Here is a 22726-nt window from a genome sequence, read left to right as displayed (position 1 = left end):
GATGCAGCACGGCAGCGTCCTGTTGATGGGTGATGGGCCATGGGTGGCGAGCGATGGGCGAGCCGGCATCGGTGCAGGCCGGCGTTGATTGCACCGGGTCTTGAACAAGCCGTCGGCCATCCTCGTGCAAGGCCGTGACCACTGCGCCAGTCGGGCAGTGACTTGCGAACACACCGCGTCCCGCTGCCCGCACCAGCCACGGTGGCGGTGTCTACTCCGCCACTGCCTCCACGTCCCTGGGATGCGGCCGGGTCTCGGCCAGCTGCCAGAAGATCAGCGTAGAGGTCAGGGTGATGCCGCCCACGCACAGGAAGGTGGCATGCAGCGCGGCGGTGGCGCCGTGCGTATCGCCCAGATGCGTGTTGAACGCGGCCAGCAGGCTGCCGGCTGCTGCGGCGCCGAATCCGGTCGCCAGCATCATCACCATCGACAACAAGCTGTTGCCGGGGCTGGCTTGCTCGCGGTCCAGATCGCGCAGGGTCACGGTATTCATGACGGTAAACTGCAACGAATTGACCCCGCCAAAGCAAGCCAGTTGCAGCAGGCGCAGCCACAGCGGCTGGCCGGCCTCGATCAGTGCAAAGCTGGCCATCGCCAGGCCTACCAGCACGGTGTTGACCATCAGCGTGTTGCGGTAGCCAAAGCGCCCCACCAGTTTCACCGCGGCGCGTTTGGCGGCCATGCCGGCCAGCGCTACCGGCACCATCATCAGCCCGGCGCGCATCGGGCTCATCCCCATGCCGACCTGCAGCAACAACGGGATCAGAAACGGCATCGAGCCACTGCCGATGCGTGCGAACAGGTTGCCGAGAATGCCGATGCGGTAGCTTGCCACCTTGAACAACGCCAACGGAAACAACGCATTGGCGGCCGTACCGGCATGCAACCAGTAACCGGCAAGCGCGGCCAGCCCGCCGATCGCCAGCAACATCACGAAGGCATGGCGCATGCCCGGTTCGGCGATGCCATCCAGCGCCAACGACAACGCCACCATGCCAAACGCCAGCATCAGATAGCCGACCAGATCGAAGCGCCGGCGTGCATCGCCGTAATGGTCCGGCATGATCTTCAATGCAGCGATAAAACCGATGATGCCGATCGGCAGGTTGATCAGAAACACCCAATGCCACGAGGCGACTTCGACCAGCCAGCCACCCAAGGTCGGGCCGATCAGCGGGCCGATCAGCGCGGGGATCGCGATAAAGCTCATTGCACGCAGGAAGTCTTCGCGCGCCACCGTCTTGAGTACCGCCAACCGCCCGACCGGCAGCAACATCGCCCCGCCGATGCCTTGCACCACGCGCGCGGCCACCAACTGCGGCAGCTGTTGCGCAGCGGCGCATAGCAGCGAGCCCAAGGTGAACACGATGATCGCGGCAAGAAAGGTACGCCGCGTGCCGAAGCGGTCGGCAATCCAGCCCGAGGCCGGGATGAACATCGCTACCGCCAGCGCATAGCTGAACACCACCGACTGCATCTGCAGCGGGCTTTCACGCAGGCTGCGCGCCATCGACGGCAACGCCGTGTTGACGATGGTCGCATCCAGCATCTGCATGAAGATCGCCAGCGACACCAGCCACAGCAACGGCTTGACCTCGGCGTAGGCGCGCACGGCAGGGGCGGAAGAGGGCATGGGCATCGCTATCGGGAGGGCAGCGCATTATCTCCGCGCGCGCGTGCAGAGCGTTGCAACACGCTGTACTGCCGCGCTGCTTGAGTCCGCCGCAGCGCGCCTGGCCCCATTCGCGGCGAGTGAGACGCACCTCACTCAATCCAATCGCGGGCAAGCCGGATGCCACGAATCATCGGGAACGGACGGCGGGCGCGTGCTAATGCCAGATCTGGCTTGCACCAAGTGGTTGCGTTGCTGGCGAAATCTTTTTGCGCCTGTCGCCGGACCTGTCACCGCAAGCGAGCGTCGTCTCACATGAGGGGGAACGACCGAGTGCGGGCGAGGGGAGCGTTCGATCAAGAGCCGAATGCACGCTTGGCGCTTTGCCGACGGCAGGGCCGACCAGGCTGGCGACGCTTGCGGCACGCGCGCTTGGCTGCATGACGGGGCACTAGCCCTGCACTCTAGGCCAACGACGGCCTGCGCTGTTCAATGCCAGCCGACGCCGAGAACAGCACGGTGTTTTGTGGCTCGTGCTTGCCTGCGTATTGCAGGGCAACGCCATTGCGCACGGATTCCAGGAAGGCAAAATTGCCGTGCGGCACATCGATCACGCCGTCCAGCTTCTGGCGATACACCAGCGGCTGCACACCGGGAATCAGTGGAAGAATTCCGTCGAACTCGACGTTCATCACTGCCTTCTGGTGCGGCGCGAAGGTCGCCACGATGGTGCGGCCCCTGATCAGTCTGACGAAGACGTCCAGGGTGTTGGACGTGGGGATATGACGTAGTTGCAGCATGGGGCGTCCTTTCTCGATTCGGCCGGCGAACTGCGTGTGAGTTTTATGGGTCTGGCATATCGAACCAGGCGCCGCTCACCCTGTGGCAGCGGCGCCTGGCTGCCGATTACCTGAGCCCGGCGCTCAGGATTTCCCGGGTGGCGACGCCATCGGACGCGGTATCGATCGAGTACAGGGTGGACACGCCCTGGGTGGTCGATGCCTGCATCGTCACGTAGGACTGCTGCTGGTTGTTGGTGGCGTTGTGCGCGGCGTTGGACAGCGCCTGGCTGGTGGCGACGAACAGGTTGCCCATTGCAATCGCCGGCGCATCGCCGAGGACCTTGGTGTTGACCTGGGAAACGGAATCGGTGATCTGGCTGTTGACGGCGGTCGGAAAGGCCATGGTGATAGCTCCTTGAGGTAGTGAAAGAACGAAGACGCTGCGGCGTTAGCGGTTAGCCGAGAATCTTCTTGGTGGCGGCACCGGTGGTGCCGGTATCGAGCGAATACAGCAGCGAAACGCCCATGGTGGTCGCTGCCTGTGCGGTGACATACATCTGCTGTTGCGCGAGCGTGGCGTTGTGGGCCGCGTTTGCCAGCGCCTGCGCGGTGGCCTGGTACAGATTGCCCATGGCTGCGGCGGGCGAGCTTCCCAGCACCTGCAGGTTGGCCTGGGTAACCGAGTCGGTGATCTGGTCGTTGACGGCGGTGGGAAATGCCATTGGTGGATGTCCTTGGCGTTAGCCGGGCCTTCAGACGCCCAGGATCTGCTTGGTAACGACGCCGGTGGTCGCGGTATCGATGGAGTACAACGTGGCCACTCCCATCGTGGTAGCCGATTGCGCAGTGACATAGCTCTGCTGCTGCGCGTTGGTTGCGTTGTGGGCAGCATTGGCCAACGCTTGCGCGGTTGCCTGATACAGATTGCCCATCGCGATCGCCGGTGCATCACCCAGGACCTTCGTATTTACCTGGGTAACGGAATCGGTGATCTGATTATTGACTGCGGTTGGAAATGCCATTGCTTGCTCCTTATGTGCCAGAAATCACGATTGGCTTAGCCCAGGCCCTTCACGCCAGTGCTCAGAACCTGCTTGGTCGCCACTCCGGTGGTGGCGGTATCGATGGAGTACAGGGTGGCGACCCCCATCGTGGTTGAAGACTGCGCGGTGACATAGCTCTGCTGCTGCGCGTTGGTCGCGTTATGGGCGGCATTGGCCAGCGCTTGTGCAGTGGCCTGGTAAAGATTGCCCATGGCGATGGCAGGGGCATCGCCCAGCACCTTGGTATTGGCTTGTGTGACGGAGTCGGTGATCTGGTCGTTGACGGCAGTTGGAAAGGCCATGCTTTTCTCCCTGATGTACGGATGATTGAAGCGCTGGAACAAACGTGACGGTGTCGAGGTTGTGCAGGCGGCCTGCCTGGCTGGAGATGTGTTGCGGTGGCACCGCATCACCGTGGAGCAACAGTAGATCGCTGTGCTTTCGAAGAATTGGCGCAAACGACGGCAATGCCGGGGTTATCGACGTGAAGCCGAACCGGCTTGAGAGCGGCAGGCGAGGGGGCGATGCGATCTGGAACGCGGTGCGGTGAATTCATCGGCAAATCGCAACCGGGTTTACAAAAACACCCAGCGAAATGCGCGAGGACGTGCATCGTCTGGGCCGGCTGCCAGCGGGCTTCGCGTTGCGCTGTCTTGCGCCAGCCGCACTACGTGCCGCTGGTGAGAGATCAGACGAATCGGCTGTGACGCTGCAGCCGCAGCGCATCGACTGACAGCATGAGCGCCGTCACAAATCGGTACGCGTATGCAGAGGCCGGCTGTGGGCTGCCTGCCCTGGCCTGCGGTATCGCCTGGCATGCGCGTGTGGGCAGCGCTTGGCATGGGTGGGATGCCACGACCGACGCCGCGGCGTCGGCGGGAGCGAGTCCAGAAGGCTGACGCATCGGCGTTGATGCGCGGCGTTACGACGACCCGATGCTGGTGATGAAGACAGCGTCCGACGCGGGCGGTGTCGGCCCGTCAGCGCGTACTGGATGCTGCATTACTCGGCCAGCACACGAACGTGTTCCGGCCTGATTTTGCGGCAACCGACAGCACGCGCGGTGCCGTTGGTTGCAGGGGCCCGTCAGCGCTTGCTCAAGCTCTGCACTGCCTCGACCAGCACGCCTACGTGTTCCGGATTCATGTCTGGCGACATGCCGTGGCCAAGGTTGAAGACGTGGCCTTCGCGCGAGCCGCCGTTGCCTTGGGCGTAGCTGTCCAGGGTCTTGCCGACCTCGGCGCGGATCGCGTCGGGCGAGCCGTACAGGGTGGCCGGGTCCAGGTTGCCCTGCACGGCGACGCGGCCGTCGGCGCGCTGCGCGGCATCGGCCAGCGAGATGGTCCAGTCCACGCCCACCGCTTCGGCGCCGCTGGCGGCCAGATCGGCCACATAGGCACCGTTGCCCTTGCCGAACAGCACCAGCGGGGTGCGCTCGGCGCCATCGCCGCGTTCCAGCTCACGCGCGATGCGGGTGAGGTAGGGCAGCGAGAATTCGCGGTACATCGCCGGCGACAGCACGCCGCCCCAGGTGTCGAACACCTGCAATGCCTGCGCACCGGCCGCGCGCTGCGCGGACAGGTAGGCGATGACCGCATCGGTGACGGTGCCGAGCAGGTGGTGCAGCAGGTCCGGCGCGTTGAAGGCCATGGCCTTGATGCGCGCGTACTCCTTGCTGCCGCCGCCTTCGATCATGTAGCAGGCCAGCGTCCACGGGCTGCCGGAGAAGCCGATCAGCGGCACGGACCCGTCCAGCTCGCGGCGGATCACGCGCACCGCGTCCATCACGTAGCGCAGTTCGGTTTCCATATCCGGCACGCCCAGGCGATGGATCGCGGCGGCATCGCGCACCGGGTGACGAAACTTGGGGCCTTCGCCTTCGACGAAGTACAGCTCCAGGCCCATCGCATCGGGGATGGTCAGGATGTCGGAGAACAGGATTGCCGCATCCAGCGGGAAGCGCTGCAGCGGCTGTAGGGTCACTTCGCAGGCGATGTCCGGGTTCTTGGCCATGCCCAGGAAGCTGCCGGCGCGCGCGCGGGTGGCGCGGTACTCCGGCAAGTAGCGGCCGGCCTGGCGCATCAACCATACGGGGGTGCGGTCCACGGGCTGGCGGTTGAGGGCGCGCAGCAGACGATCGTTCTTGAGCATGGGAAGGTGTGTCCTCAGCGCGGCGCGTCGGCGCCGCCGGTGATGAGTTGGAAGCCGCGCTTGAGCTGGGTGTCGCGGGCCTTTTCGAAGGCCCGGTCTGCCTCGTCCTGCAGCAGGTACTGGTCGCGCCGGAGTTGCGTGCGTCCACCGATCTGGCCGCTCTCGCGCAGCAGTTCCCAGCCCCCGAACAGATCCGGTTGCAGGGTCAGCTGGACATAGCGGAGCGGCTCGTTGCCGCCGGAATCGTGTTGCAGGAGGATGCGCATGTCACCGATTGTAGCCGGGCGCTGCTGAAGGCTGGGAGGCAGTGGGCACGCCGGGTTGCGCCGGGAGCGCTGGCAAGCAGGGATTGCCTAGGTGCGCTCCTACAAGGAGCGGGCGTCGGGGCGGTCGACGGCAGTTGCGTGCGGCCATGCAGCGTTGCGTGCCTGCCTGGCCGGCGGGCCTCAGCCGGCCAGGATCTCCAGCACCGCAGCCTCGTCCACGTCCGGCACCACTTCGGCCTTGCCGATGCCGCGCCAGAGCACCAGGCGCAGGCGGCCGGCGACGTTCTTCTTGTCCAGCCGCATGCGGCCCAACAGGGCGTGCGGCGCCAGGCCGGGCGGGATCTCGGTCGGTAGCTCGAACTCCTGCAGCAGGGCGCGCAGCGCCTCGGTGTCCTGCACATCGCTCATGCCCAGCGCGGCCGACAGTCGCGCGGCCAGCACCATGCCCACCGCGACTGCTTCGCCATGGTTGAGGTTGTCGTTGCCGGGCGCGCCGTAGCCTTGTTCGGTCTCGATCGCATGGCCGAAGGTGTGGCCCAGGTTGAGCAGGGCGCGCTCGCCCTTTTCCAGCGGGTCGCGCGCCACGATGTCGGCCTTGTGTTCGCAGCTGCGTGCGATCGCCTGTGCGAGGGCGTCGGCATCGCCTTCCAGCAACGCCCGGCGTTCGGCATGCAGCCATTGGAAGAACAGCGGGTCGCGGATGGCGCCGTACTTGATCACCTCGGCCAGGCCGGCGCGCAGCTCGCGCGCGGGCAGGGTGTGCAGGGTGTCGGTATCGGCAATCACCGCGCGTGGCGGGTGGAAGGCGCCGACCAGGTTCTTGCCCTGCGGGATATCCACCGCGGTCTTGCCGCCGACCGACGAATCCACCATCGCCAGCAGGCTGGTGGGCAGCTGCACGCAGTCCACCCCGCGCATCCAGCAGGCCGCGGCGAAGCCGGCCAGGTCGCCGACCACGCCGCCACCGAGTGCGAACACACAGGCGTCGCGGGTAGCGCCGAGCTCGGCCAGTGCGGCAATCGCAGCGCCAAAGTTGTCCAGCGTCTTGGAGGCTTCGCCGGCGGCGATCACCAGCTCGCCCAGCTGCAGGTCCGGGCGCGCCTGCAGCAGCGCGCTGCGCACGCCGGCGGCGTAGTGCGGTGCCACCTGGGTGTCGCTGAGCACCAGCACGTGGCGACCGCGCACATGGCTGGCCAAGCGTGCACCGTCGGCCAGCAGGCCGGGCGCGATGGTGATGGTGTAAGGCTGTGCACCGTCGACATCGACGCTGCGGCTGGAGCGGGGGAGTGTCATGCAGGGGTACTCGACATGCGCCATTGCGCGGCCAGGCGCAGCACCAGCTGCGCGGTGGCTTCGGCGGGGGAAAAGTGATCGGTTTCCAGGGTGAGGTCGGCCACTTCCTGGTACAGCGGGGTGCGATGCGCGGCCATCGTGTGCAGCACCTGCTCGCGGTCGGCGCGCTGCAGCAGCGGGCGGTTGCGGTCGCGCGCCAGGCGGGTCAGTTGCGCCGGCACGCTCACGTGCAGATACACCACGAATCCGCGCGCGCGAATACGCTCGCGGTTGAGCGGATCCAGCACCGCGCCGCCACCGGTGGAAATGAGCTTGTTGTCCTGCTGCAGCAGCGCCTGCAGGGTCTGCGCCTCATGCTCGCGAAAGCGTGCTTCGCCGTGTTGCTCGAAGATGGCCGCGATGCTGCTGCCCACGTGGTCGACGATGGCCTGATCCACATCGACGAAATCCAGCCCGAAGCGCTCGGCCAGGCGTCGGCCGATACAGCTTTTTCCGGCGCCCATCGGGCCGACCATCACGAGATTGGGAGCGGGGTTCATGCGCAGGGATCCTAGCATTCACGCTTGCGCACCGGGCCGGTTGACGCGCGCCGAATCCATCGCGGCCGCCAGCACGCCGCGCGGTGCGGTAGCCCTGCAACGCCGCATGTCGCGCGCCCGTGCCCTGGGCCAGCCACGCCGGCTGCGACAGCCGGGCGTAGGACAAGTGCCGGCGATGCGCCCACAATGGACGCCCCCTCCTGCCGCCACGCACCGCCATGCCCGATCTGTACGCAGAAGCCCTTGCCACCTTTACCGCGCTGTATGCCGAGGCGCAGGACAGCGCCGAGCTGGAAGCCAGCGCCATGACCGTGGCCACCGCCACCGTGGATGGGCGGCCGAGCGCGCGCACCGTACTGCTCAAGGCCTTCGATGCGCGCGGATTCGTGTTCTACACGCATCTGGACAGCGCCAAAGGGCGGGACCTGCAGACCCATCCGCAGGCGGCACTGCTGTTCCTGTGGCGCAGCCTGCGCGAGGCCGGCATCCAGGTGCGCATCGAGGGCGGCGTGCAGCTGGTCAGCGCAGACGAAGCCGATGCCTACTTCGCGTCACGCCCGCGCATGAGCCAGATCGGCGCCTGGGCTTCGCTGCAATCGCAGACGCTCGGCTCGCGCGCCGAGTTCGACGCGGCGATCGCCAAGGTCGAGGCCACCTTCGACGGGCGGCAGGTGCCACGGCCGGATGGCTGGGGCGGCTTCCGGGTGGTGCCGCAGGCGTTCGAGTTCTGGTACGGCGCCAAGTTCCGCCTGCACGAGCGTTGGCGGTACGAGGCCGATGCGGCCAGCCACTGGACCAAGCGGATGCTCTACCCGTAACGCCCGCCCGACGCGGCGGCGCGCACGCTGGCGGCCGCATCGTTGGCGCGGCGGTGCCGGGGGCCGCTGCCGCACCCAATGCGTTCGCCTGGCAGGGCCGGCACGCGCGGCGGCGTGTGCAGCGGCCACGCGGCGCAGCGCTATGCGGCATGCGCCGGAACGGGGCGCACCCGGGCGGTGCCAGCGGTCGAACGCCGGCACTTGATGCCGCCTGACCGGTGCCGAACGGCACGTTCTGCCGGTCGCGAACAGTCTGTAGTATGTCCGCCCATTGCTTGACCACTGTTTCCAAAGGACAGGACATCGTATGACGCAGTACACCACTGTCGAATTGCACGGCCTGTTGGCCGAGCGCTACCGCGGCCAGCCGATCGAGGTCGAACTCATCGACGGGCTGGAGCCGGCGATCAACCTCACCCTGGCCGACCACGGCGACATGCAGATCCAGGTGGCCGCCTCGGGCTCGCAGGTATTCGTGTCCACGCTGCTGGCCAATGCCGATCAGGTCAACGACCGCGCCGCGTTCAACGACGCCTGCCTGCGGCTCAATCCGCTCAATCCCCTGTCCAACCTGGGTCTGGTGCAGGTCGACGGCAAGGACAGCTACGTGGTCTTCGGCGAGCTGTCGGCGTCGTCCACGCTCGACCAGATCGATGAGGAAATCCAGACCCTGGCGGCCAATACGCTGGATGCCGCCGAATCTCTCAAGCCGTTCTTTTCCTAAAGGCGTGTTGTCATGAGTATTTTTTCCAAACTGATCACGCTGCTGCGTGGCACCGCACACGAGACCGGCCAGAAGGCGGTCGATGCCAATGCATTGCGCATCCTGGACCAGGAAATGCGCGATGCCGGCGCCCAGCTCACGCGCTCGCGCGAAGAACTGACCAAGCTGATGGCGCAAAGCAAGCTGGCCCAGCAGAAGATCGACGCGCGCGCCGGCAAGATGGCCGAGTACACGCGCTATATCGAAGGTGCGCTGGCCAAGAACGATGAAGCGCTGGCGCACGACGTGGCGGTCAAGCTGGCCGCGCTGGAAAGCGAAGACGCCGGCGACAAGGCCTCCAAGACATCGCTGGACCAGTCGGTGGTGACGCTCAAGGCCACCATCCAGAAGACCGAAAACCAGCTGCGCGGCATGCGCCAGCAGATCGACACGGTCAAGGCCACCGATGCGGTGCAGAAGGCGCAGGCGGCGATCGCCGCGCGGCATTCCGGCGCCAGCAGCAAGATGGGCTCGGCACTGGAATCGCTGGAGCGCATCAAGGCGCGGCAGGCCGAAACCTCGGCGCGCATCGAATCGGCCGAAGAACTCGAAGCGTCCAGCGGCGACGGCGATCTGAATCGGCGTCTGGCCGCGGCCGGGCTGATGGAAGGCGAGTCCAACGCGGCCGCCGTGCTGGCGCGCTTCAAGAAGCCCGCCGCGCAGCTGGGCCACGACACCACCAGCGGCACGGCGCCATTGATCGGCCAGGTGCGCGACGTGCAGCAGGTTCCGCGTAGCGACAGCTGACCGCAGCGCCACGGCACAGGACGCGCCATGATCATTGTCGGCCGGTTGTACCGGGTCTTGCGGCGGCATGTGCGCCGCGTCAGCTGGGGCATGGTGGCGCTCGCGCTGCTGGCCCACATGGGCCTGAGCTGGGCACTGTTGCGGTTGGCCGGCGAGCACAAGCTCGTCGGCCTGGACGCGTTTCCGTATTACTACATGACCACCGCCACCACGATCGGCTACGGCGACCTGTCGCCGGGCTCGGTGGCCGGGCGCTATATCGCCGCGTTCGTGTTGATGCCGGGCGCGGTGGCGTTGTTTGCCACGGTGCTGGCCAAGACCAGTGCGGTGCTCATCACCTTCTGGAGGCGTCACTACATGGGCAAGATGGCCTACGACGCGTTGCGCGGGCACACCATCCTGATCGGTTGGCAGGGCGCCGCGTCCAGCCGCCTGCTGGACCTGCTGCTGTCCGATACCGCCACCGACGATGAAGGCGTGGTGCTGATCGCCGAAGGCATCAGCGAAAACCCGATGCCCGACCACATGCGCTTCGTGGCGGCCGAGTCTTACACCCACACCGAGGTCTATCTGCGAGCCGGCATCGCGGGTGCCGCGCGGGTGATCGTCAACCCGCCGTCCGACGACCAGACCCTGGCCGCGGTCTTTGCGTTGATGGCGCATGCGCCGGCTGCGCATGTGGTGGCGCATTTCGATTCGGCCAGCGCCGCACGCCTGGTCAACTGCCATTACCCGGCCATCGAGTGCACGCGCCCGATGACCGCCGAGATCCTGGCCCGCGCCGCGCAGGACCCGGGCAGCGCCGCAATCACCGCCGAGCTGCTGTCGGTGGACGATGGCCCCACCCAGTTCAGTCTTGCCGTGCCCGCCACTGTCGAGACGCTGGACTACAGCCGGCTCGCGGCCGACTTCAGCCAGCGCGGCGCCCTGCTGCTGGGCCTGCGCGCGCCCGACGGCGCGCTGCGCTTGAACCCGCCAGCACGCACCGCTGTCGCCGCCGGTGCCATGCTGTACTACCTGGCCGAGCAGCGTGTGCCTGCACAGGCCATCGCGTGGGCCGCGCTGCGCGCCGAATCCCCCATTTCCGCATCGCCACGAGGTGTCTGACGATGAGTTTTTTCAGCAAGTTGTTTGGCCAACCGCAACCGCCGCCGCTGCCGACCTCCGGCACCGGTGCGATCGGGCACGCGCTGCCGTTGGGCCTGCGCGTGGGCGGGCAGGTCGAGATCGACACCACGCTGTACCGCATGGCGCCGGACGCCATGACCGCCGAGCTGCCGGGCGGTCACCAGGGCATTCCGTGCTACGGCCACGTCAATCTGGGCGATGGGTATTCGCTGCACCGCTTCTATCTGGATGACGATGCGTTCCTGCAGGTCACCACCGTGGGCGGCGATCTGGAAGCGATGAAGGCGTTCGTGTACTGCGAGACGGTGAACCCGCCCAGCAAGCAGGCGTTTCAGGAGTTCGTGATGCAGCACCCCCACCTGGGCGCGGCGCAGATCGACTACGCCGGCAAGCGCTGGCAACGCGCCACGCAATCCACCGACGACACCGCGCGCATCCCGCCCATCGCCTACGACGAAGTGCTGTACCGCTACCAGCCGCCACGTCGCGATGGCGACCTGACCCACTACGCCATGCTCTATAGCCGCGAGGTGCCCGAGCTGCAGCGCGAGGAGTTTCTGCTGGTCACCGGCGAAGATTCCGGCCCCAACGAATTCTGCGTGACCTACGCAGTCGGCATCGATGTCACCGTCGCCGATCTGGATATCACCTGAGCGTGCGCTCGCCCTTCACTCAACCGGTCCTGTCATGAACCCGATCAACCTGCAGAGTTTTCTCGCGTTTCTTTCGTATTTCGGCACCGGCCTGGGCGTGTTGATCGTCTCGGTGGTACTGGTGACCCTGGTGACGCCGCACAAGGACTTCACCCTGCTGCGGCAGGGCAACGTGGCCGCTGCCACGTCGCTGGCCGGCAACCTGATCGGCGTGGCACTGCCGCTGCATTCGGCCATCACCCACTCGGTGAGCCTGGTCGATGCCTTGATCTGGGGCCTGGTGGCCTGCGGCATCCAGGTGGTGGCGTATCTGCTGGCCAATCTGGTCGCCGGGCGCATCTCGCGCCAGATCACCGACAACGTCACCGCTGCGGGCATCTTTTCTGCGGGCGTGTCGATCGCCGTGGGCCTGATCAACGCCGCGGCGATCACGCCGTAACGGAGCCTGCGCCATGAAGCGATCACGCAATCTCAAATTGACCCTGATGGCCGCCTTGCCGGCGGCCCTGGTCACCGGCTGCGGCTCGGAGCCGGAAACCGGCGTGGTGTTGCAGTCGGCGTCCGACTGCTACCAGGTCAAGCAGGAACAGAGCGACATCCAGCAATGCCTCAAGGCGTATGACGAGGCGGTGACCAAGCATCAGCAGGCCGCGCCGCGCTTCAACACGCGCTACGAGTGCGATGAGCAGTTCGGCAGTTGCACGGCCGTCCAGAACCCGCAGGGTCAGCAGAGCTGGATTCCGCCGATGGGCGGGTTCTTGCTGGGCTATGCGCTGGGCAACATGACCGGCGGTGGCGGCTATCGCTATGGCGGTGCGATTCCGCTGTATCGCGATTACCGCAGTGGCGGTTTCTACAAGCCCAATGGCGATCTGGCCAGCAACCGCATCGGCACCGTGCGCGGGCGCAGCGGTGCGATCGACATGCCGACGCGCGCCATCACCGTGTCGCGCTCGGGCTTTGGCTCCAGCGCGGCGGCACGCAGTTCGTTCGGTAGCGGTGGGCGCAGCTCCGGGTACGGCGGCTGACATGCAACGCATCCTGATCCCCGAACGCGCGGACTGGCGCACGCAGGCCGAATCGCTGGGCTTCCACTTCCACACCATCGACGGCGCGCCGTATTGGGACGAGAGCGCCTACTACGCGTTTTCATTGCAGCAGATCGAAGAGGACATCGAAGCGCCCACCCAGGACCTGCACGACATGGCGATGCAGCTGGTGGACGAGGTGGTGGGCTCCGAGCAGCTGCTGACCCAGCTGGCCATTCCGCCGTTTTACTGGGACTGGATCGCCACCTCGTGGAAGAACCGCGACCCGCACCTGTACGGGCGCATGGATCTGGCCTATTCGGGCAATGGCCCGGCCAAGTTGTACGAGCTCAATTACGACACGCCGACCTCGCTGTATGAGGCCGCGTATTTCCAGTGGCTGTGGCTGGAGCAGCAGATCGCCAGCGGTGTGCTACCCAGGGGTACCGATCAGTACAACCTGATCCAGGACCTGCTATGCGAGACGCTGGGCGCGCTGGCGGTAGATGGCGCCATCGGGGCGCAGATGCATTTCGCTGCGGTCCGCGATTCGCTGGAAGATCGCGCCACCGTGCGTTACCTGCGCGATTGCGCGCATCAGGTCGGCATCGCGACGGAAGAAGTGGCCATCGAGGACATCGGCCTGAGTGCCGAGGGCTGGTTCACCGATGAGCAGGACCGGGTGATCCAGACCTTGTTCAAGCTGTATCCGCTGGAATTCATGATGGAAGAACGCTTCGGCCCGGCGTTGATCGCCAACCGCGTGCGGCTGATCGAACCGGCATGGAAATCGGTGCTGAGCAACAAGGGCATCCTGCCGCTGCTGTGGGAGCGCCACCAAGGGCACCCGAACCTGCTGGCGGCGCGTTTTGCGCAGGCCGGCGAAGCGCCGGCTGCGGGGTGGGTGCGCAAGCCGCTGCTGTCGCGCGAGGGCGCCAACATCGCGCTGGTCACGGCACAGGGCGACGCCGCGCAGACCGACGGCCCGTATGTGGATGGCCCGGCGATCCTGCAGGCGCACCATCCGTTGCCGGTGTTCGACGGCCGCCATGCACTGGTGGGCAGTTGGGTGGTGGCCGATCGCCCGGCCGGGCTGGGCATGCGCGACGACGATGGCCCGATCACCCGCGACACCTCCCGCTTCGTGCCGCACGTCATCGTCGATTGACCGGCAGCTGCGCGGGCATCGCCACTGCCAGGTGGCGGTGTGACGTGCGTGATCCATCGTCTTGTGTGGTGCACCGGACCCCGGTGTGCCGGAGGTTGGCGAGGACTGCTGCCAGTGCATGTCACCCAGCGGCGCAGGCCGTGCGTATCGTGCGTGACACAGGCGCCGGCGTTGCGCAAGGCCTCGGTTGGCTGCAGGGCGCTGCATCTTTTCCACACCCCCTGTGGATGGAACTTGCACAAGGCTGTGGACAACTGCGTGCAGGCCCCGGCCTGCAACGCTGTCAAGATGGGTGGCGAAAAAATGACCAGTCGTTCGCATGGAACGATTGGCCGTGGTTTTCGCAGCGATCCCGGCAGAATCGGCAAAGTCCTGCGAGGCGCACCCGGGGTCGCAGCGGTGCGCTGCGCCAGCCAGGCATGGCAGCTCTGCGAACCGCGCGCTGTTTCCGTCCAGCCCTGCCGCACACCGCCACCATCTCCACACGCGTGGGCACGGCCACACACCACGTGCAGCAGCGCTGCGGTGATCACACCCGCCGCGCCACCACGAAGCTCGCTACCGCCAGTAACCAGGCCAGTGCGAAGACGCTGAGATAAGCAGCCGGCGTTGCCGAAGCCAGCAACGCGGCAAACAGCGCGCCGGCCAGGGCCAGCATGCCGGCCACCGCGATCGCCTCGCTCAACTGCAGTGCCGAGCTGTTGGCGCCTTGCTGCGCGGGCGGCGACAACGAGAGCGTCAGCACCGACAGGCTGGGATACAGCAGCCCCATGCCCAGGCCGGTCAACGCCCAGCCGGCCACGGCCACCGGCACCGGAATCACCGGCCAGACCGCGCCCGCGCTGATCGCGATGCCGAGCATCATCAGCAAGGCGCCGGTCTTGAGCAGGCGCGGGCGCGACCAGCCGGCGCGGCTATGGCCCTGGTACCACGAGCCGCTGAACCACCCCAACGCGCCCACGCTCAACGCGATCCCGGCCAGCAGCGGCGACAGCCCGCGCTCGCGCGACAGCAGCAGCGGCAGGAACGCCTCGAAGCCGAAGAACGCCGCCGCCGCGATGCCGCGCAGTGCGATCACGCTGGGCAGCCCGCGTGCCAGCGTCAGCGTGCCGGCGGGCAGCAGGCGCCAGGCACATGCCACGGTGAGCACCAGCGCCGGCACCATCGCCATCAGCGCCGGCAGGCCATGCAGCTGGCCGCCCAGGTACACGCCCAGCACGCCCAGTGCCGCGCCGATGGCCCAGCCCAGCAGTGCGCCGGACTGGCTGGACCGCGCGCCGGACCAGCGCCGCCCACGCAGCGCCGGCCATAGCATCAACCCGGCCGGAATCGCCAGCAGCGGCACCGAGAGGAACACCCAGCGCCAGCCGATGTGCTGCACGATCAACCCGCTGATGCCCGGGCCGATCAACGAGGGCACCACCCACCCGGCAGAGAACGCGGCAAACACGCGTGGCCGCAACGCTTCCGGATACAGCCGCCCGACAATCACGTACAGGGCCACCGAATACGCACCGGCGCCCAGCCCCTGCAGCAGGCGCCCGGCGATCAGCCAGTGCATGTCCGGCGCCAGGCCGGCGATCAACAGGCCGATCACAAAGCACAGCAGGCCGCTGCCCAGGGCAGCGGCGGGGCCGTGGCGGTCGCTCCAGCGGCCGGCCGCGGTCATGCCCACCACGCTGGTGGCCAGCGTCCCGCCGAAGGCCAGGGCGTAGAGCGGCAAGCCGTTCAACTCGCGCGCCACGGTCGGCATGGCGGCGGCGACGGCCAACGATTCGAAAGCGTTGAGCGAGACCAGCGCAACCATGCCCAGCGTGGCAGCGCGATAAGGGGCTGCCAGGATCGAGGTGGGCGGCGCGTCGTCGCGGGGGGCGGCGGGCAAGGCGGTATCGGTGGGCATCGAACATCCAGAGCGAGTGAGCATGGGCGTGACCCGAAGCGCTTGCGTCGGTCACGGCCGCGCAGCATCCTGCCTCAACCAAGGTTGAGGTCAAGGCAATGCAGCGTGAGTTGTCCGTGGGCGAAGTGGCCAGGCGCAGCGGTGTGGCGGTGTCGGCGCTGCATTTCTATGAGCGCAAGGGGCTGATCCGCAGCCTGCGGACCGCGGGCAATCAGCGCCGTTATGCGCGCGATGTGCTGCGGCGGATTGCGGTGATCCGGGTTGCGCAACGGCTGGGCGTGCCGCTGCAGCAGGTGCTGGACGCGTTTTCGGTGCTGCCCGATCAGCGCACGCCCACGCGGGCGGAATGGGCGCGCATGTCCGCGCGCTGGCGCGGCCAGCTGGATGCGCGCATCAGCGAGCTGCAGGCCTTGCGCGACCAGCTCACCGATTGCATCGGCTGTGGCTGCCTGTCGCTGCGCCGCTGTCGCTTGAGCAATCCCGACGATGCACTGGGCGACGATGGCGATGGCGCGTTACGACTGGGTAGCCTGACGCCGGGCTAGCCGGGCGCGCGGCAGCGTGGTGCTGCCGTGCGGCAGGAGCGATGGCCGCAATCGGCACGCCTGCCTTCTGTGTCTGCCCGCGCTGCGCATGTCTTCCATCGACCTCAGCACTACGCGTACCTCGTCCGCATCGGTGTGGTGATGAATTGATGATCGGGCGGTCGCGTGTCGATCACCGCCGTCGATCGCAGCGATGCCAGGCGATGGCCGCCTGCATCAAGCGCCTGAAGGGCGCTGGCGCCGTCATCAACGCGCCTCGGCGCCCCATCGCGCGCGGGTTCTCCGTGTCATGGCCGGCCCGCCACCTCGCATGCCGCCAACCGGGACCAATGGCAGTGCCGTGCCCGGCGAGCGGCGCCGTAGGATGGGTGTCCCCCCGTCGCAGGACCCGAGCATGTTCCCCACCATGCGCCGTTTGCTCACCGTTGCCGTATCGCTGGCGTGTGCCAGCGCACCCCCGCTTGCGGTTGCCGTGCCAGATGCCGCCGCGCCGTCAGGCACGTTCGACCCGCTGGCGTTGTTCGCACCGCTGCAATTGCCGGATGCGCCCACCGCCTACCGCAGCGGCAGTGGCGTGCCGGGGCCGCTGTTCTGGCAGAACCGCGCCGATTACCAGCTGGAGGCCACCATCGACCCGGCCGGCCACACGCTCACTGGCGAGGCCGCCATCCACTACACCAACCACAGCCCGGACGCACTGGACGTGCTGTGGCTGCAGCTGGACCAGAACATGTATCGCGCCGACGCGCGCGCGGCCGCCAGCCGTCCTTCGCGGCGCACCGAGTTCAGCGATGGCATGCAGATCGCCGGTGTGGAGATCGACACCGGCGGCCGTCGCACGGCCGCGCACTTCATCGTCGACGACACCCGCATGCGGGTGGATCTGCCGCAACCGCTGGCCGGGCAGGGCAAGGCACTGACCCTGCATATCCGCTACCGCTACCGCATTCCCGGCACCTGGGGCGGGCGCACTGCCTACAGTGCCAGCAAGCACGGCGAGATCTACGAGATGGCGCAGTGGTACCCGCGCATGGCGGTCTACGACGACCTGCGCGGCTGGGATACGCAACCGTACCTGGGCTCGGAGTTCTATCTGGAATACGGCAACTTCGATTACGCGGTGACCGTGCCGGACGGGTTTGTGGTGGCCGGCTCCGGTGCGTTGACCAACCCGGAGCAGGTGCTCAGCCGCGCCCAGCAACAGCGCCTGCAGCAGGCCAGCAACAGCGACCGCACGGTGCTGATCCGCACGCCATCGGAGGTGGCCGCACAGGCCGCTCCACGGGCGGGCAAGGGCACGCGCACCTGGCGCTTCCATATGGAGCACACTCGCGACGTGGCGTTTGCCGCATCGCCGGCGTTCGTCTGGGATGCGGCGCGCATCAACCTGCCGGGCGGCAAGCAATCGCTGGCGATGTCGGTGTATCCGGTGGAAGGCGTGGGCGCGGACAAGTGGAACCGCTCCACCGAGTACGTCAAGGGCGCGATCGAACATTTCTCGCAGTGGTATCCCTACCCGTGGCCGGCGGCGATCAACCTGGGCGGTTACGGTGCGGGCATGGAATATCCGGGCATCGTCTTCGATGGCTTCGAAGATGGCGGCAAGGACCTGTTCTGGATTACCGCGCACGAGATCGGCCACACCTGGTTCCCGATGATCGTGGGCTCCAACGAACGCCGGCATGCGTTCATGGACGAAGGCTTCAACACCTTCATCGATGTCTATGCATCGGACGCCTTCAACAAGGGCGAGTACGCGCCCAAACGCGATTCGGAATATGCGCCCAAGGGCGGTAACCCGGTGGAGGAGATCCTGCCGTTGCTGGCCGACCGCAGGGCACCGACCTTGATGGATATCGCCGATGCCACCAGCGAAACCTACCGCCACCCGCTGACCTACTTCAAGGGCGCGCTGGGCCTGGTGTTGTTGCGCGAGCAGATCCTGGGCCCGGAACGGTTCGACCCGGCGTTTCGCAAATACATCGCCACCTGGGCCTACAAGCATCCGACCCCGTCGGACTTCTTCCGGCTGATGGAAAGCGAAAGCGGCGAAGACCTGAGCTGGTGGTGGCGCGGCTGGTATTTCAACAACTGGCAGCTGGACATGGGCATCGCCAGGGCACAGTACATCGATCACGACCCGGCCAAGGGATTGCAACTCACCCTGCGCAGCCGGCAGCCGCTGGTGATGCCGGTCACCGTGCGCGTGGATCTGGCCGATGGCAGCCATCTGGACCGTCGCGTGCCGGTGGAGAGCTGGCTGCAGACCACCACGCCGACGCTGACGCTGCCCACCACCCAGAAAGTCCTGCACGTCACCCTGGATCCGGATCACGCAGTGCCCGATGCCGATCGCAGCGACGATCGCGTGGATGTGATCGGCTGATCGTCGCCAGCATGCGTTGCCGGCAGGGACAGGCGTTGCCGATCCCGGTCGGCAACGCCTGTTGCCACCAGGCGCTGCACGCACCCCGTGGCCCGCAATCGATTGCGACGTGGCTGCCGTTCTCACCAACGCGATGGACCACGCTGCGCCGTTGCACGCCTGCGCCTGTCGATGGCGATGGCATCGCGTCCACCGCGTGCGCGCCACCGCAGCCATGCGAACGCGGGCGTCGCTGCCGCAGGCCTTTTCGACATTTGCGCAGTCGCTGCGTCGCGCTGCGCCAAGGCCGTTGCATTGTGCAAAGTTCGCCGTGTCTGTCGTCGGTTTTTGCGCAATCCGTTGATAACGCTTACAGCCGCGCCGCCATTGAAAACGGCTTGCGGACTCAAGCGGCTACCGTATCGGCTGTAACCGTGCAGGCCAATCACTATGCTGCAACGCACGGTGACAAGGCCTTTATCGCCTGACTAGGCTGCGCGGCGTGTTAGCGCTATCACTGGCTGGCATGCAGTGCAGGGCATGCATCGCGGATGCGCCGCCGACACCATGGGGTGGGTGACGCCCGCAGCATGCACCGCACAACGCAGGGCGACGATCGAAGGGGCGATCGCCGGCATGCGCGTCAGGGGACCTTATTCAAAGCAGTACTGTTCGCCACTGCCCCGTCGGGCAGTGGTCATGACACTGCCGTGTCGCATGCCGCGACATCGGCCGTAGGCGGTTGGACTCCACTCCCGAGGACACATCGATGCGTCGTACGTTGAACAGCTTCAAGTCGAAGGCCATGTTCACCTTCGTTGGTGGCCTGTTGGTCATCAATCCCGCGTTTGCGCAGGATGTCGCTCCGCCGACGCCCGCGCCGCAGTCCAGCAGCGATGCCGCCACCACGCTCGACACCGTCAACGTCACCGGCATCCGCAGCAGCCTGGATCAGTCGATGGGCATCAAGCGCGATGCCGCCGGTGTGGTGGATGCGATCAGCGCCGAAGACATCGGCAAGTTTCCGGACACCAACCTGGCCGAGTCGTTGCAACGCATCACCGGTATCTCGATCGAACGCCGCGATGGCGAAGGCGCGCAGGTCACCGCGCGCGGCTTTGGGCCGCAGTTCAATACCGTCACCCTCAACGGCCGCCTGATCCCCGGCGCCGACGCATTCGGCGCGCCCGGGCAGACCCCGATCGGCGGCGTGGACGTGGGCACGCGTGCGTTCAACTTCGCCCAGCTCGCCTCCGAAGCCATCACCGGCATCGAGGTGTTCAAGACCAGCCGCGCCACCGCGCCCAGCGGCGGTATCGGCGCGACGATCAACATCCAGACCGACAAGCCGTTCAATCACGAGGGCGTGGTGGCCAATGCAGGCGCCAAGATGGTGTCCGACCGCTCGCAGCCGTTCGGCGACTCGCTCACCCCGGAAGTGTCGGGCATCTTCAGCTACACCAACCCTGACAAGACCTTCGGCATCGGCTTGAGCGCCAGTTACCAGAAGCGTCACGGCGGTTCGGTGCAGGCCACCGAAAACCGCTGGAACATCCAGCGCTGGACCGGCACCGACCCGGCATTGCGGCCGGACACCGTGGTGACCAACGCACCGGCGATCGGCCAGCTCTACGGCATGCCCAACGACATCCGTTACGCGTTTGCCGATTTCCAGCGCGAGCGCATGAACGGCCAGGCGGTGATGCAGTTCGCACCGACCGACAGCCTGACGCTGACCCTGGACTACACCTATTCGGCCAACGAAATCCGCGAAGAACGCGGCGAGCAGGGCATCTGGCTGCAACGCGCCAACAGCTTCACCAACCTCACCTTCGATACCGGCCAGACCGTGGCCACGCCGGTGTACCTGCGCGATGTGCCCAACGGTGCCAAGGACTTCGGCATGGAGCAGCAGCGCAACGAGCAGAAGTACACGCTCGGCTCGCTCGGCTTCAATGCGGACTGGCAGGTGAGCGACCGCTTCCAGCTGACCTTCGATGCGCACAACTCCAAGACCCAGAGCCTGCCCAACGATCCGGTCACCGGAGGCAGCGCGACCTATTTCAGCTTTGCCGGCACCAACAACTGCGTCAACGGTCCTTCGTGCGGCGGCCAGTGGGGGCAGGAGCTGTGGTTCAACAATTCGCTGCCGATCGGCGCGCGCACGTGGTATCCCACCGTCGCCGATTCGCTGGCCGGCACCAACGGCGTGGTCAATCCGGATTTCACGCCCAACAATCTCGGCTCGCAGGTGCAACGCATCTACTATCAAAAGCAGGTCACCGAAACCAAGGAAGGCCGCCTGGACGGCAAGTTCGATTTCGATGACGGGCGCTTCCAGTTCGGCGTGAGCTCGTCCAACACCACCATGCACCGCCTGACCAGCGACAACTACTCCACGCTGGGCGACTGGGGCGTGGCCAATGCCGGCAACGAGCCGGGCATGGTCGCGTTGCTGCAGCCGGTGAGCATCGTGGGCATGTTCGACGACTTCAATGCCAACGGCGCCGCGCGCAATGCCTGGCGCGGCGATGCCAGCCAGCTGGCGTTGTGGGGTGGCAGCCAGTACGGCGCGCAGACGCGCTACAACCCGCTGTACAGCGCCAACAACCAGGTCGAAGAAAAGACCCGTGCCGCCTACGTGCAACTGGAATTGACCGGCGATATCGCCGGCATGACCGCCAACACCCGCCTGGGCCTGCGTTACGAGCGCACCGATGTGGAATCCACCTCGCAGGTTGCCACGCCCACGGCGCTGCAATGGCAGGCCAACAACGACTTCCAGCTGCTGCGCTCCACCGAGCAGCAGCCCTTCAGCGAGAAGACCAGCTACAACTACATCCTGCCGAATCTGGATTTCAGCCTGGACATCACCGACCAGCTGAAGGGCCGTGCGTCGTTTGGCCAGACCATTGCGCGCGCACCGTACAACAACCTGCTCGCCGGGCCGACGCCCAATACGCCGGCCGGCTCGATCCTGATCAACCCGTCCAACCGCGCCAGCGGCGATTCGCAGACGCCGACGCTGGACCCGCTGGAATCGGACAACCTCGACCTGGCGCTGGAATGGTATTTCGCCGATGCCAGTTACGTGTCGGCGACCTTCTGGAACAAGCGCGTCAGCAACTTCATCGGCACCACCGTCTCGCGCGAGACCCTGTACGGGCTGACCGACCCCACCTCGGGCCCGGATGCGCAGGCGGCACTGGCCTTCCTGCAAAGCGGTGCCTGCGCCGCGCAGGTCGGCGCGGCCGGCAATGACGTGGCGGCGGCCTGCTCGGCCAACGACACCTCCCTGTTCGCCGCTACGGCCCTGCTGCGCAACGCCGCGGCCACCGGTGGCCTGGGCGCCTACAACGGCAGCTCTGCGCAGAGCCTCGCCCTGGAAAACGCCTACGACCTGGTCGGCACTGCGGCCGACCCGCTGTATCAGTTCGACGTGTCGCGTCCGATCAACCAGAACAAGGCCAACATCCACGGCTGGGAACTGGGCGGGCAGTACTTCTTCGGCAGCACCGGCTTCGGTATCTATGCCAACTACACCATCGTCGAAGGCGATGTGGCCTTCGACAACAACGTCATCGACCGCGACCAGTTCGCGTTGCTGGGCCTGAGCGATACCGCCAACGTGATGCTGATGTTCGAGAAGTACGGCTGGAGCGCGCGCCTGGCCTGGAACTGGCGCGACGAGTACCTGATCGCGGCCAACCAGGATGCCTCCAACCGCAACCCGTACTACGTCGAGGCGTACCAGCAGTTCGATCTGAGCGTCAGCTATGCGCTCAACAAGCAGCTGTCGGTGGGCTTTGAGGCGATCAACCTCACCGGCGAAGACGTGCGTTGGCATGGTCGGTCGGAGAAGCAGATCGTGCGTCTGATCGATCAGCAGCCGCGCTACACCCTGGGTGTGCGTTACGCGTTCTGA

22 protein-coding genes are annotated in these 22726 nt (G+C 66.5%); 11 read left to right on the top strand and 11 right to left on the bottom strand.

All coding sequences use genetic code 11. The annotated features are described in order from the left end of the window. Positions 1 to 211: 211 nt before the first annotated feature. The 10 genes from mdtD to ACCQ12_RS13985 all read right to left on the bottom strand — a co-directional run bounded on the left by mdtD (position 212) and on the right by ACCQ12_RS13985 (position 7686). Positions 212 to 1639 carry a multidrug transporter subunit MdtD gene (gene mdtD, locus ACCQ12_RS14030; protein ID WP_372381999.1) on the bottom strand — a complete coding sequence of 476 codons (1428 nt, stop codon included), beginning with the start codon at positions 1637 to 1639 and terminating at the stop codon, positions 212 to 214. A gap of 437 nt (positions 1640 to 2076) precedes the next feature. Next, a complete protein-coding gene (locus ACCQ12_RS14025; RefSeq protein ID WP_039414365.1) occupies positions 2077 to 2412 on the bottom strand; it encodes a hypothetical protein in 336 nt (111 codons plus the stop codon). A gap of 106 nt (positions 2413 to 2518) precedes the next feature. Then, complete coding sequence (locus tag ACCQ12_RS14020; protein WP_022973268.1) at positions 2519 to 2797, bottom strand: RebB family R body protein; 279 nt, start codon at positions 2795 to 2797, stop codon at positions 2519 to 2521. Positions 2798 to 2849: 52 nt separating this feature from the next. Beyond that, entirely contained in the window at positions 2850 to 3116 is a 267-nt protein-coding gene (locus tag ACCQ12_RS14015) for a RebB family R body protein (RefSeq protein WP_039414371.1), read from the bottom strand. Positions 3117 to 3146: 30 nt separating this feature from the next. Continuing rightward, complete coding sequence (locus tag ACCQ12_RS14010; RefSeq protein WP_022973269.1) at positions 3147 to 3416, bottom strand: RebB family R body protein; 270 nt, start codon at positions 3414 to 3416, stop codon at positions 3147 to 3149. Between the two features lie 35 nt (positions 3417 to 3451). Then, complete coding sequence (locus ACCQ12_RS14005; protein ID WP_039414376.1) at positions 3452 to 3739, bottom strand: RebB family R body protein; 288 nt, start codon at positions 3737 to 3739, stop codon at positions 3452 to 3454. Positions 3740 to 4523: 784 nt separating this feature from the next. Further along, positions 4524 to 5588, bottom strand: coding sequence for a uroporphyrinogen decarboxylase (gene hemE, locus ACCQ12_RS14000; protein WP_372381998.1), 1065 nt, complete (start codon positions 5586 to 5588; stop codon positions 4524 to 4526). Positions 5589 to 5602: 14 nt separating this feature from the next. Next, positions 5603 to 5854: a WGR domain-containing protein gene (locus ACCQ12_RS13995; RefSeq protein ID WP_039414382.1), complete on the bottom strand. Its 252-nt coding sequence runs from the start codon at positions 5852 to 5854 to the stop codon at positions 5603 to 5605. Between the two features lie 180 nt (positions 5855 to 6034). Further along, complete coding sequence (gene aroB / locus ACCQ12_RS13990; protein ID WP_123137280.1) at positions 6035 to 7147, bottom strand: 3-dehydroquinate synthase; 1113 nt, start codon at positions 7145 to 7147, stop codon at positions 6035 to 6037. Next, positions 7144 to 7686: a shikimate kinase gene (locus ACCQ12_RS13985; protein ID WP_047696486.1), complete on the bottom strand. Its 543-nt coding sequence runs from the start codon at positions 7684 to 7686 to the stop codon at positions 7144 to 7146. Before ACCQ12_RS13985 ends, aroB begins: the two co-directional genes overlap by 4 nt. 218 nt (positions 7687 to 7904) lie before the next feature. On the opposite strand from ACCQ12_RS13985, the gene pdxH reads away from it, so the two are divergent. The 8 genes from pdxH (at position 7905) to ACCQ12_RS13945 (ending at position 13991) form a co-directional block, all read left to right on the top strand. Then, entirely contained in the window at positions 7905 to 8504 is a 600-nt protein-coding gene (gene pdxH / locus ACCQ12_RS13980) for a pyridoxamine 5'-phosphate oxidase (RefSeq protein ID WP_039414416.1), read from the top strand. 307 nt (positions 8505 to 8811) lie between these two features. Continuing rightward, positions 8812 to 9228 (top strand): YjfI family protein, encoded by a 417-nt coding sequence (locus tag ACCQ12_RS13975; protein WP_039414395.1) that lies wholly within the window; start codon positions 8812 to 8814, stop codon positions 9226 to 9228. 12 nt (positions 9229 to 9240) lie between these two features. After that, positions 9241 to 10014: a PspA/IM30 family protein gene (locus tag ACCQ12_RS13970; RefSeq protein WP_047696482.1), complete on the top strand. Its 774-nt coding sequence runs from the start codon at positions 9241 to 9243 to the stop codon at positions 10012 to 10014. A gap of 27 nt (positions 10015 to 10041) precedes the next feature. Continuing rightward, complete coding sequence (locus ACCQ12_RS13965; RefSeq protein ID WP_047696481.1) at positions 10042 to 11121, top strand: potassium channel family protein; 1080 nt, start codon at positions 10042 to 10044, stop codon at positions 11119 to 11121. Further along, complete coding sequence (locus ACCQ12_RS13960) at positions 11118 to 11795, top strand: YjfK family protein (protein WP_184368145.1); 678 nt, start codon at positions 11118 to 11120, stop codon at positions 11793 to 11795. Before ACCQ12_RS13965 ends, ACCQ12_RS13960 begins: the two co-directional genes overlap by 4 nt. Before the next feature lie 34 nt (positions 11796 to 11829). Further along, on the top strand, positions 11830 to 12234 hold the full coding sequence (locus ACCQ12_RS13955) for a DUF350 domain-containing protein (protein ID WP_039414407.1): 405 nt from the start codon (positions 11830 to 11832) through the stop codon (positions 12232 to 12234). Between the two features lie 13 nt (positions 12235 to 12247). Continuing rightward, positions 12248 to 12823 carry a DUF1190 domain-containing protein gene (locus ACCQ12_RS13950; protein ID WP_047696477.1) on the top strand — a complete coding sequence of 192 codons (576 nt, stop codon included), beginning with the start codon at positions 12248 to 12250 and terminating at the stop codon, positions 12821 to 12823. A gap of 1 nt (position 12824) precedes the next feature. Continuing rightward, positions 12825 to 13991 carry a glutathionylspermidine synthase family protein gene (locus ACCQ12_RS13945; RefSeq protein ID WP_372381997.1) on the top strand — a complete coding sequence of 389 codons (1167 nt, stop codon included), beginning with the start codon at positions 12825 to 12827 and terminating at the stop codon, positions 13989 to 13991. Positions 13992 to 14520: 529 nt separating this feature from the next. Here ACCQ12_RS13945 and ACCQ12_RS13940 read toward each other — a convergent pair. Next, positions 14521 to 15891 carry an MFS transporter gene (locus tag ACCQ12_RS13940; RefSeq protein WP_372381996.1) on the bottom strand — a complete coding sequence of 457 codons (1371 nt, stop codon included), beginning with the start codon at positions 15889 to 15891 and terminating at the stop codon, positions 14521 to 14523. Positions 15892 to 15989: 98 nt separating this feature from the next. Here ACCQ12_RS13940 and soxR point away from each other — a divergent pair, with 98 nt between their 5' ends. The 3 genes from soxR (at position 15990) to ACCQ12_RS13925 (ending at position 22726) form a co-directional block, all read left to right on the top strand. After that, the gene (soxR, locus tag ACCQ12_RS13935; RefSeq protein WP_039409341.1) at positions 15990 to 16436 is read left to right on the top strand and encodes a redox-sensitive transcriptional activator SoxR; all 447 of its coding nucleotides are present in this window, start codon (positions 15990 to 15992) and stop codon (positions 16434 to 16436) included. 394 nt (positions 16437 to 16830) lie between these two features. Next, complete coding sequence (locus ACCQ12_RS13930) at positions 16831 to 18822, top strand: M1 family metallopeptidase (protein ID WP_372381995.1); 1992 nt, start codon at positions 16831 to 16833, stop codon at positions 18820 to 18822. 748 nt (positions 18823 to 19570) lie between these two features. Beyond that, complete coding sequence (locus ACCQ12_RS13925) at positions 19571 to 22726, top strand: TonB-dependent receptor (protein WP_039409335.1); 3156 nt, start codon at positions 19571 to 19573, stop codon at positions 22724 to 22726.

The sequence above is a fragment of the Xanthomonas sp. NCPPB 1068 genome (genome assembly GCF_041479385.2).
Lineage (GTDB): Bacteria > Pseudomonadota > Gammaproteobacteria > Xanthomonadales > Xanthomonadaceae > Xanthomonas > Xanthomonas cannabis.
This window is presented reverse-complemented; position numbering and strand designations above follow the sequence as displayed.

Coding starts and splice junctions, on each gene's coding strand:
- pdxH (WP_039414416.1), top strand. CDS start 7,905: ATGCCCGATCTGTACGCAGAAGCCCTTGCCACCTTTACCGCGCTGTAT.
- ACCQ12_RS13945 (WP_372381997.1), top strand. CDS start 12,825: ATGCAACGCATCCTGATCCCCGAACGCGCGGACTGGCGCACGCAGGCC.
- ACCQ12_RS14015 (WP_039414371.1), bottom strand. CDS start 3,116: ATGGCATTTCCCACCGCCGTCAACGACCAGATCACCGACTCGGTTACC.
- ACCQ12_RS13930 (WP_372381995.1), top strand. CDS start 16,831: ATGTTCCCCACCATGCGCCGTTTGCTCACCGTTGCCGTATCGCTGGCG.
- ACCQ12_RS13950 (WP_047696477.1), top strand. CDS start 12,248: ATGAAGCGATCACGCAATCTCAAATTGACCCTGATGGCCGCCTTGCCG.
- hemE (WP_372381998.1), bottom strand. CDS start 5,588: ATGCTCAAGAACGATCGTCTGCTGCGCGCCCTCAACCGCCAGCCCGTG.
- ACCQ12_RS14020 (WP_022973268.1), bottom strand. CDS start 2,797: ATGGCCTTTCCGACCGCCGTCAACAGCCAGATCACCGATTCCGTTTCC.
- mdtD (WP_372381999.1), bottom strand. CDS start 1,639: ATGCCCATGCCCTCTTCCGCCCCTGCCGTGCGCGCCTACGCCGAGGTC.
- ACCQ12_RS14025 (WP_039414365.1), bottom strand. CDS start 2,412: ATGCTGCAACTACGTCATATCCCCACGTCCAACACCCTGGACGTCTTC.
- ACCQ12_RS14005 (WP_039414376.1), bottom strand. CDS start 3,739: ATGGCCTTTCCAACTGCCGTCAACGACCAGATCACCGACTCCGTCACA.
- ACCQ12_RS13925 (WP_039409335.1), top strand. CDS start 19,571: ATGCGTCGTACGTTGAACAGCTTCAAGTCGAAGGCCATGTTCACCTTC.
- ACCQ12_RS13995 (WP_039414382.1), bottom strand. CDS start 5,854: ATGCGCATCCTCCTGCAACACGATTCCGGCGGCAACGAGCCGCTCCGC.
- ACCQ12_RS13985 (WP_047696486.1), bottom strand. CDS start 7,686: ATGAACCCCGCTCCCAATCTCGTGATGGTCGGCCCGATGGGCGCCGGA.
- ACCQ12_RS13955 (WP_039414407.1), top strand. CDS start 11,830: ATGAACCCGATCAACCTGCAGAGTTTTCTCGCGTTTCTTTCGTATTTC.
- ACCQ12_RS13965 (WP_047696481.1), top strand. CDS start 10,042: ATGATCATTGTCGGCCGGTTGTACCGGGTCTTGCGGCGGCATGTGCGC.
- ACCQ12_RS13975 (WP_039414395.1), top strand. CDS start 8,812: ATGACGCAGTACACCACTGTCGAATTGCACGGCCTGTTGGCCGAGCGC.
- ACCQ12_RS13940 (WP_372381996.1), bottom strand. CDS start 15,891: ATGCCCACCGATACCGCCTTGCCCGCCGCCCCCCGCGACGACGCGCCG.
- aroB (WP_123137280.1), bottom strand. CDS start 7,147: ATGACACTCCCCCGCTCCAGCCGCAGCGTCGATGTCGACGGTGCACAG.
- ACCQ12_RS14010 (WP_022973269.1), bottom strand. CDS start 3,416: ATGGCATTTCCAACCGCAGTCAATAATCAGATCACCGATTCCGTTACC.
- ACCQ12_RS13970 (WP_047696482.1), top strand. CDS start 9,241: ATGAGTATTTTTTCCAAACTGATCACGCTGCTGCGTGGCACCGCACAC.
- soxR (WP_039409341.1), top strand. CDS start 15,990: ATGCAGCGTGAGTTGTCCGTGGGCGAAGTGGCCAGGCGCAGCGGTGTG.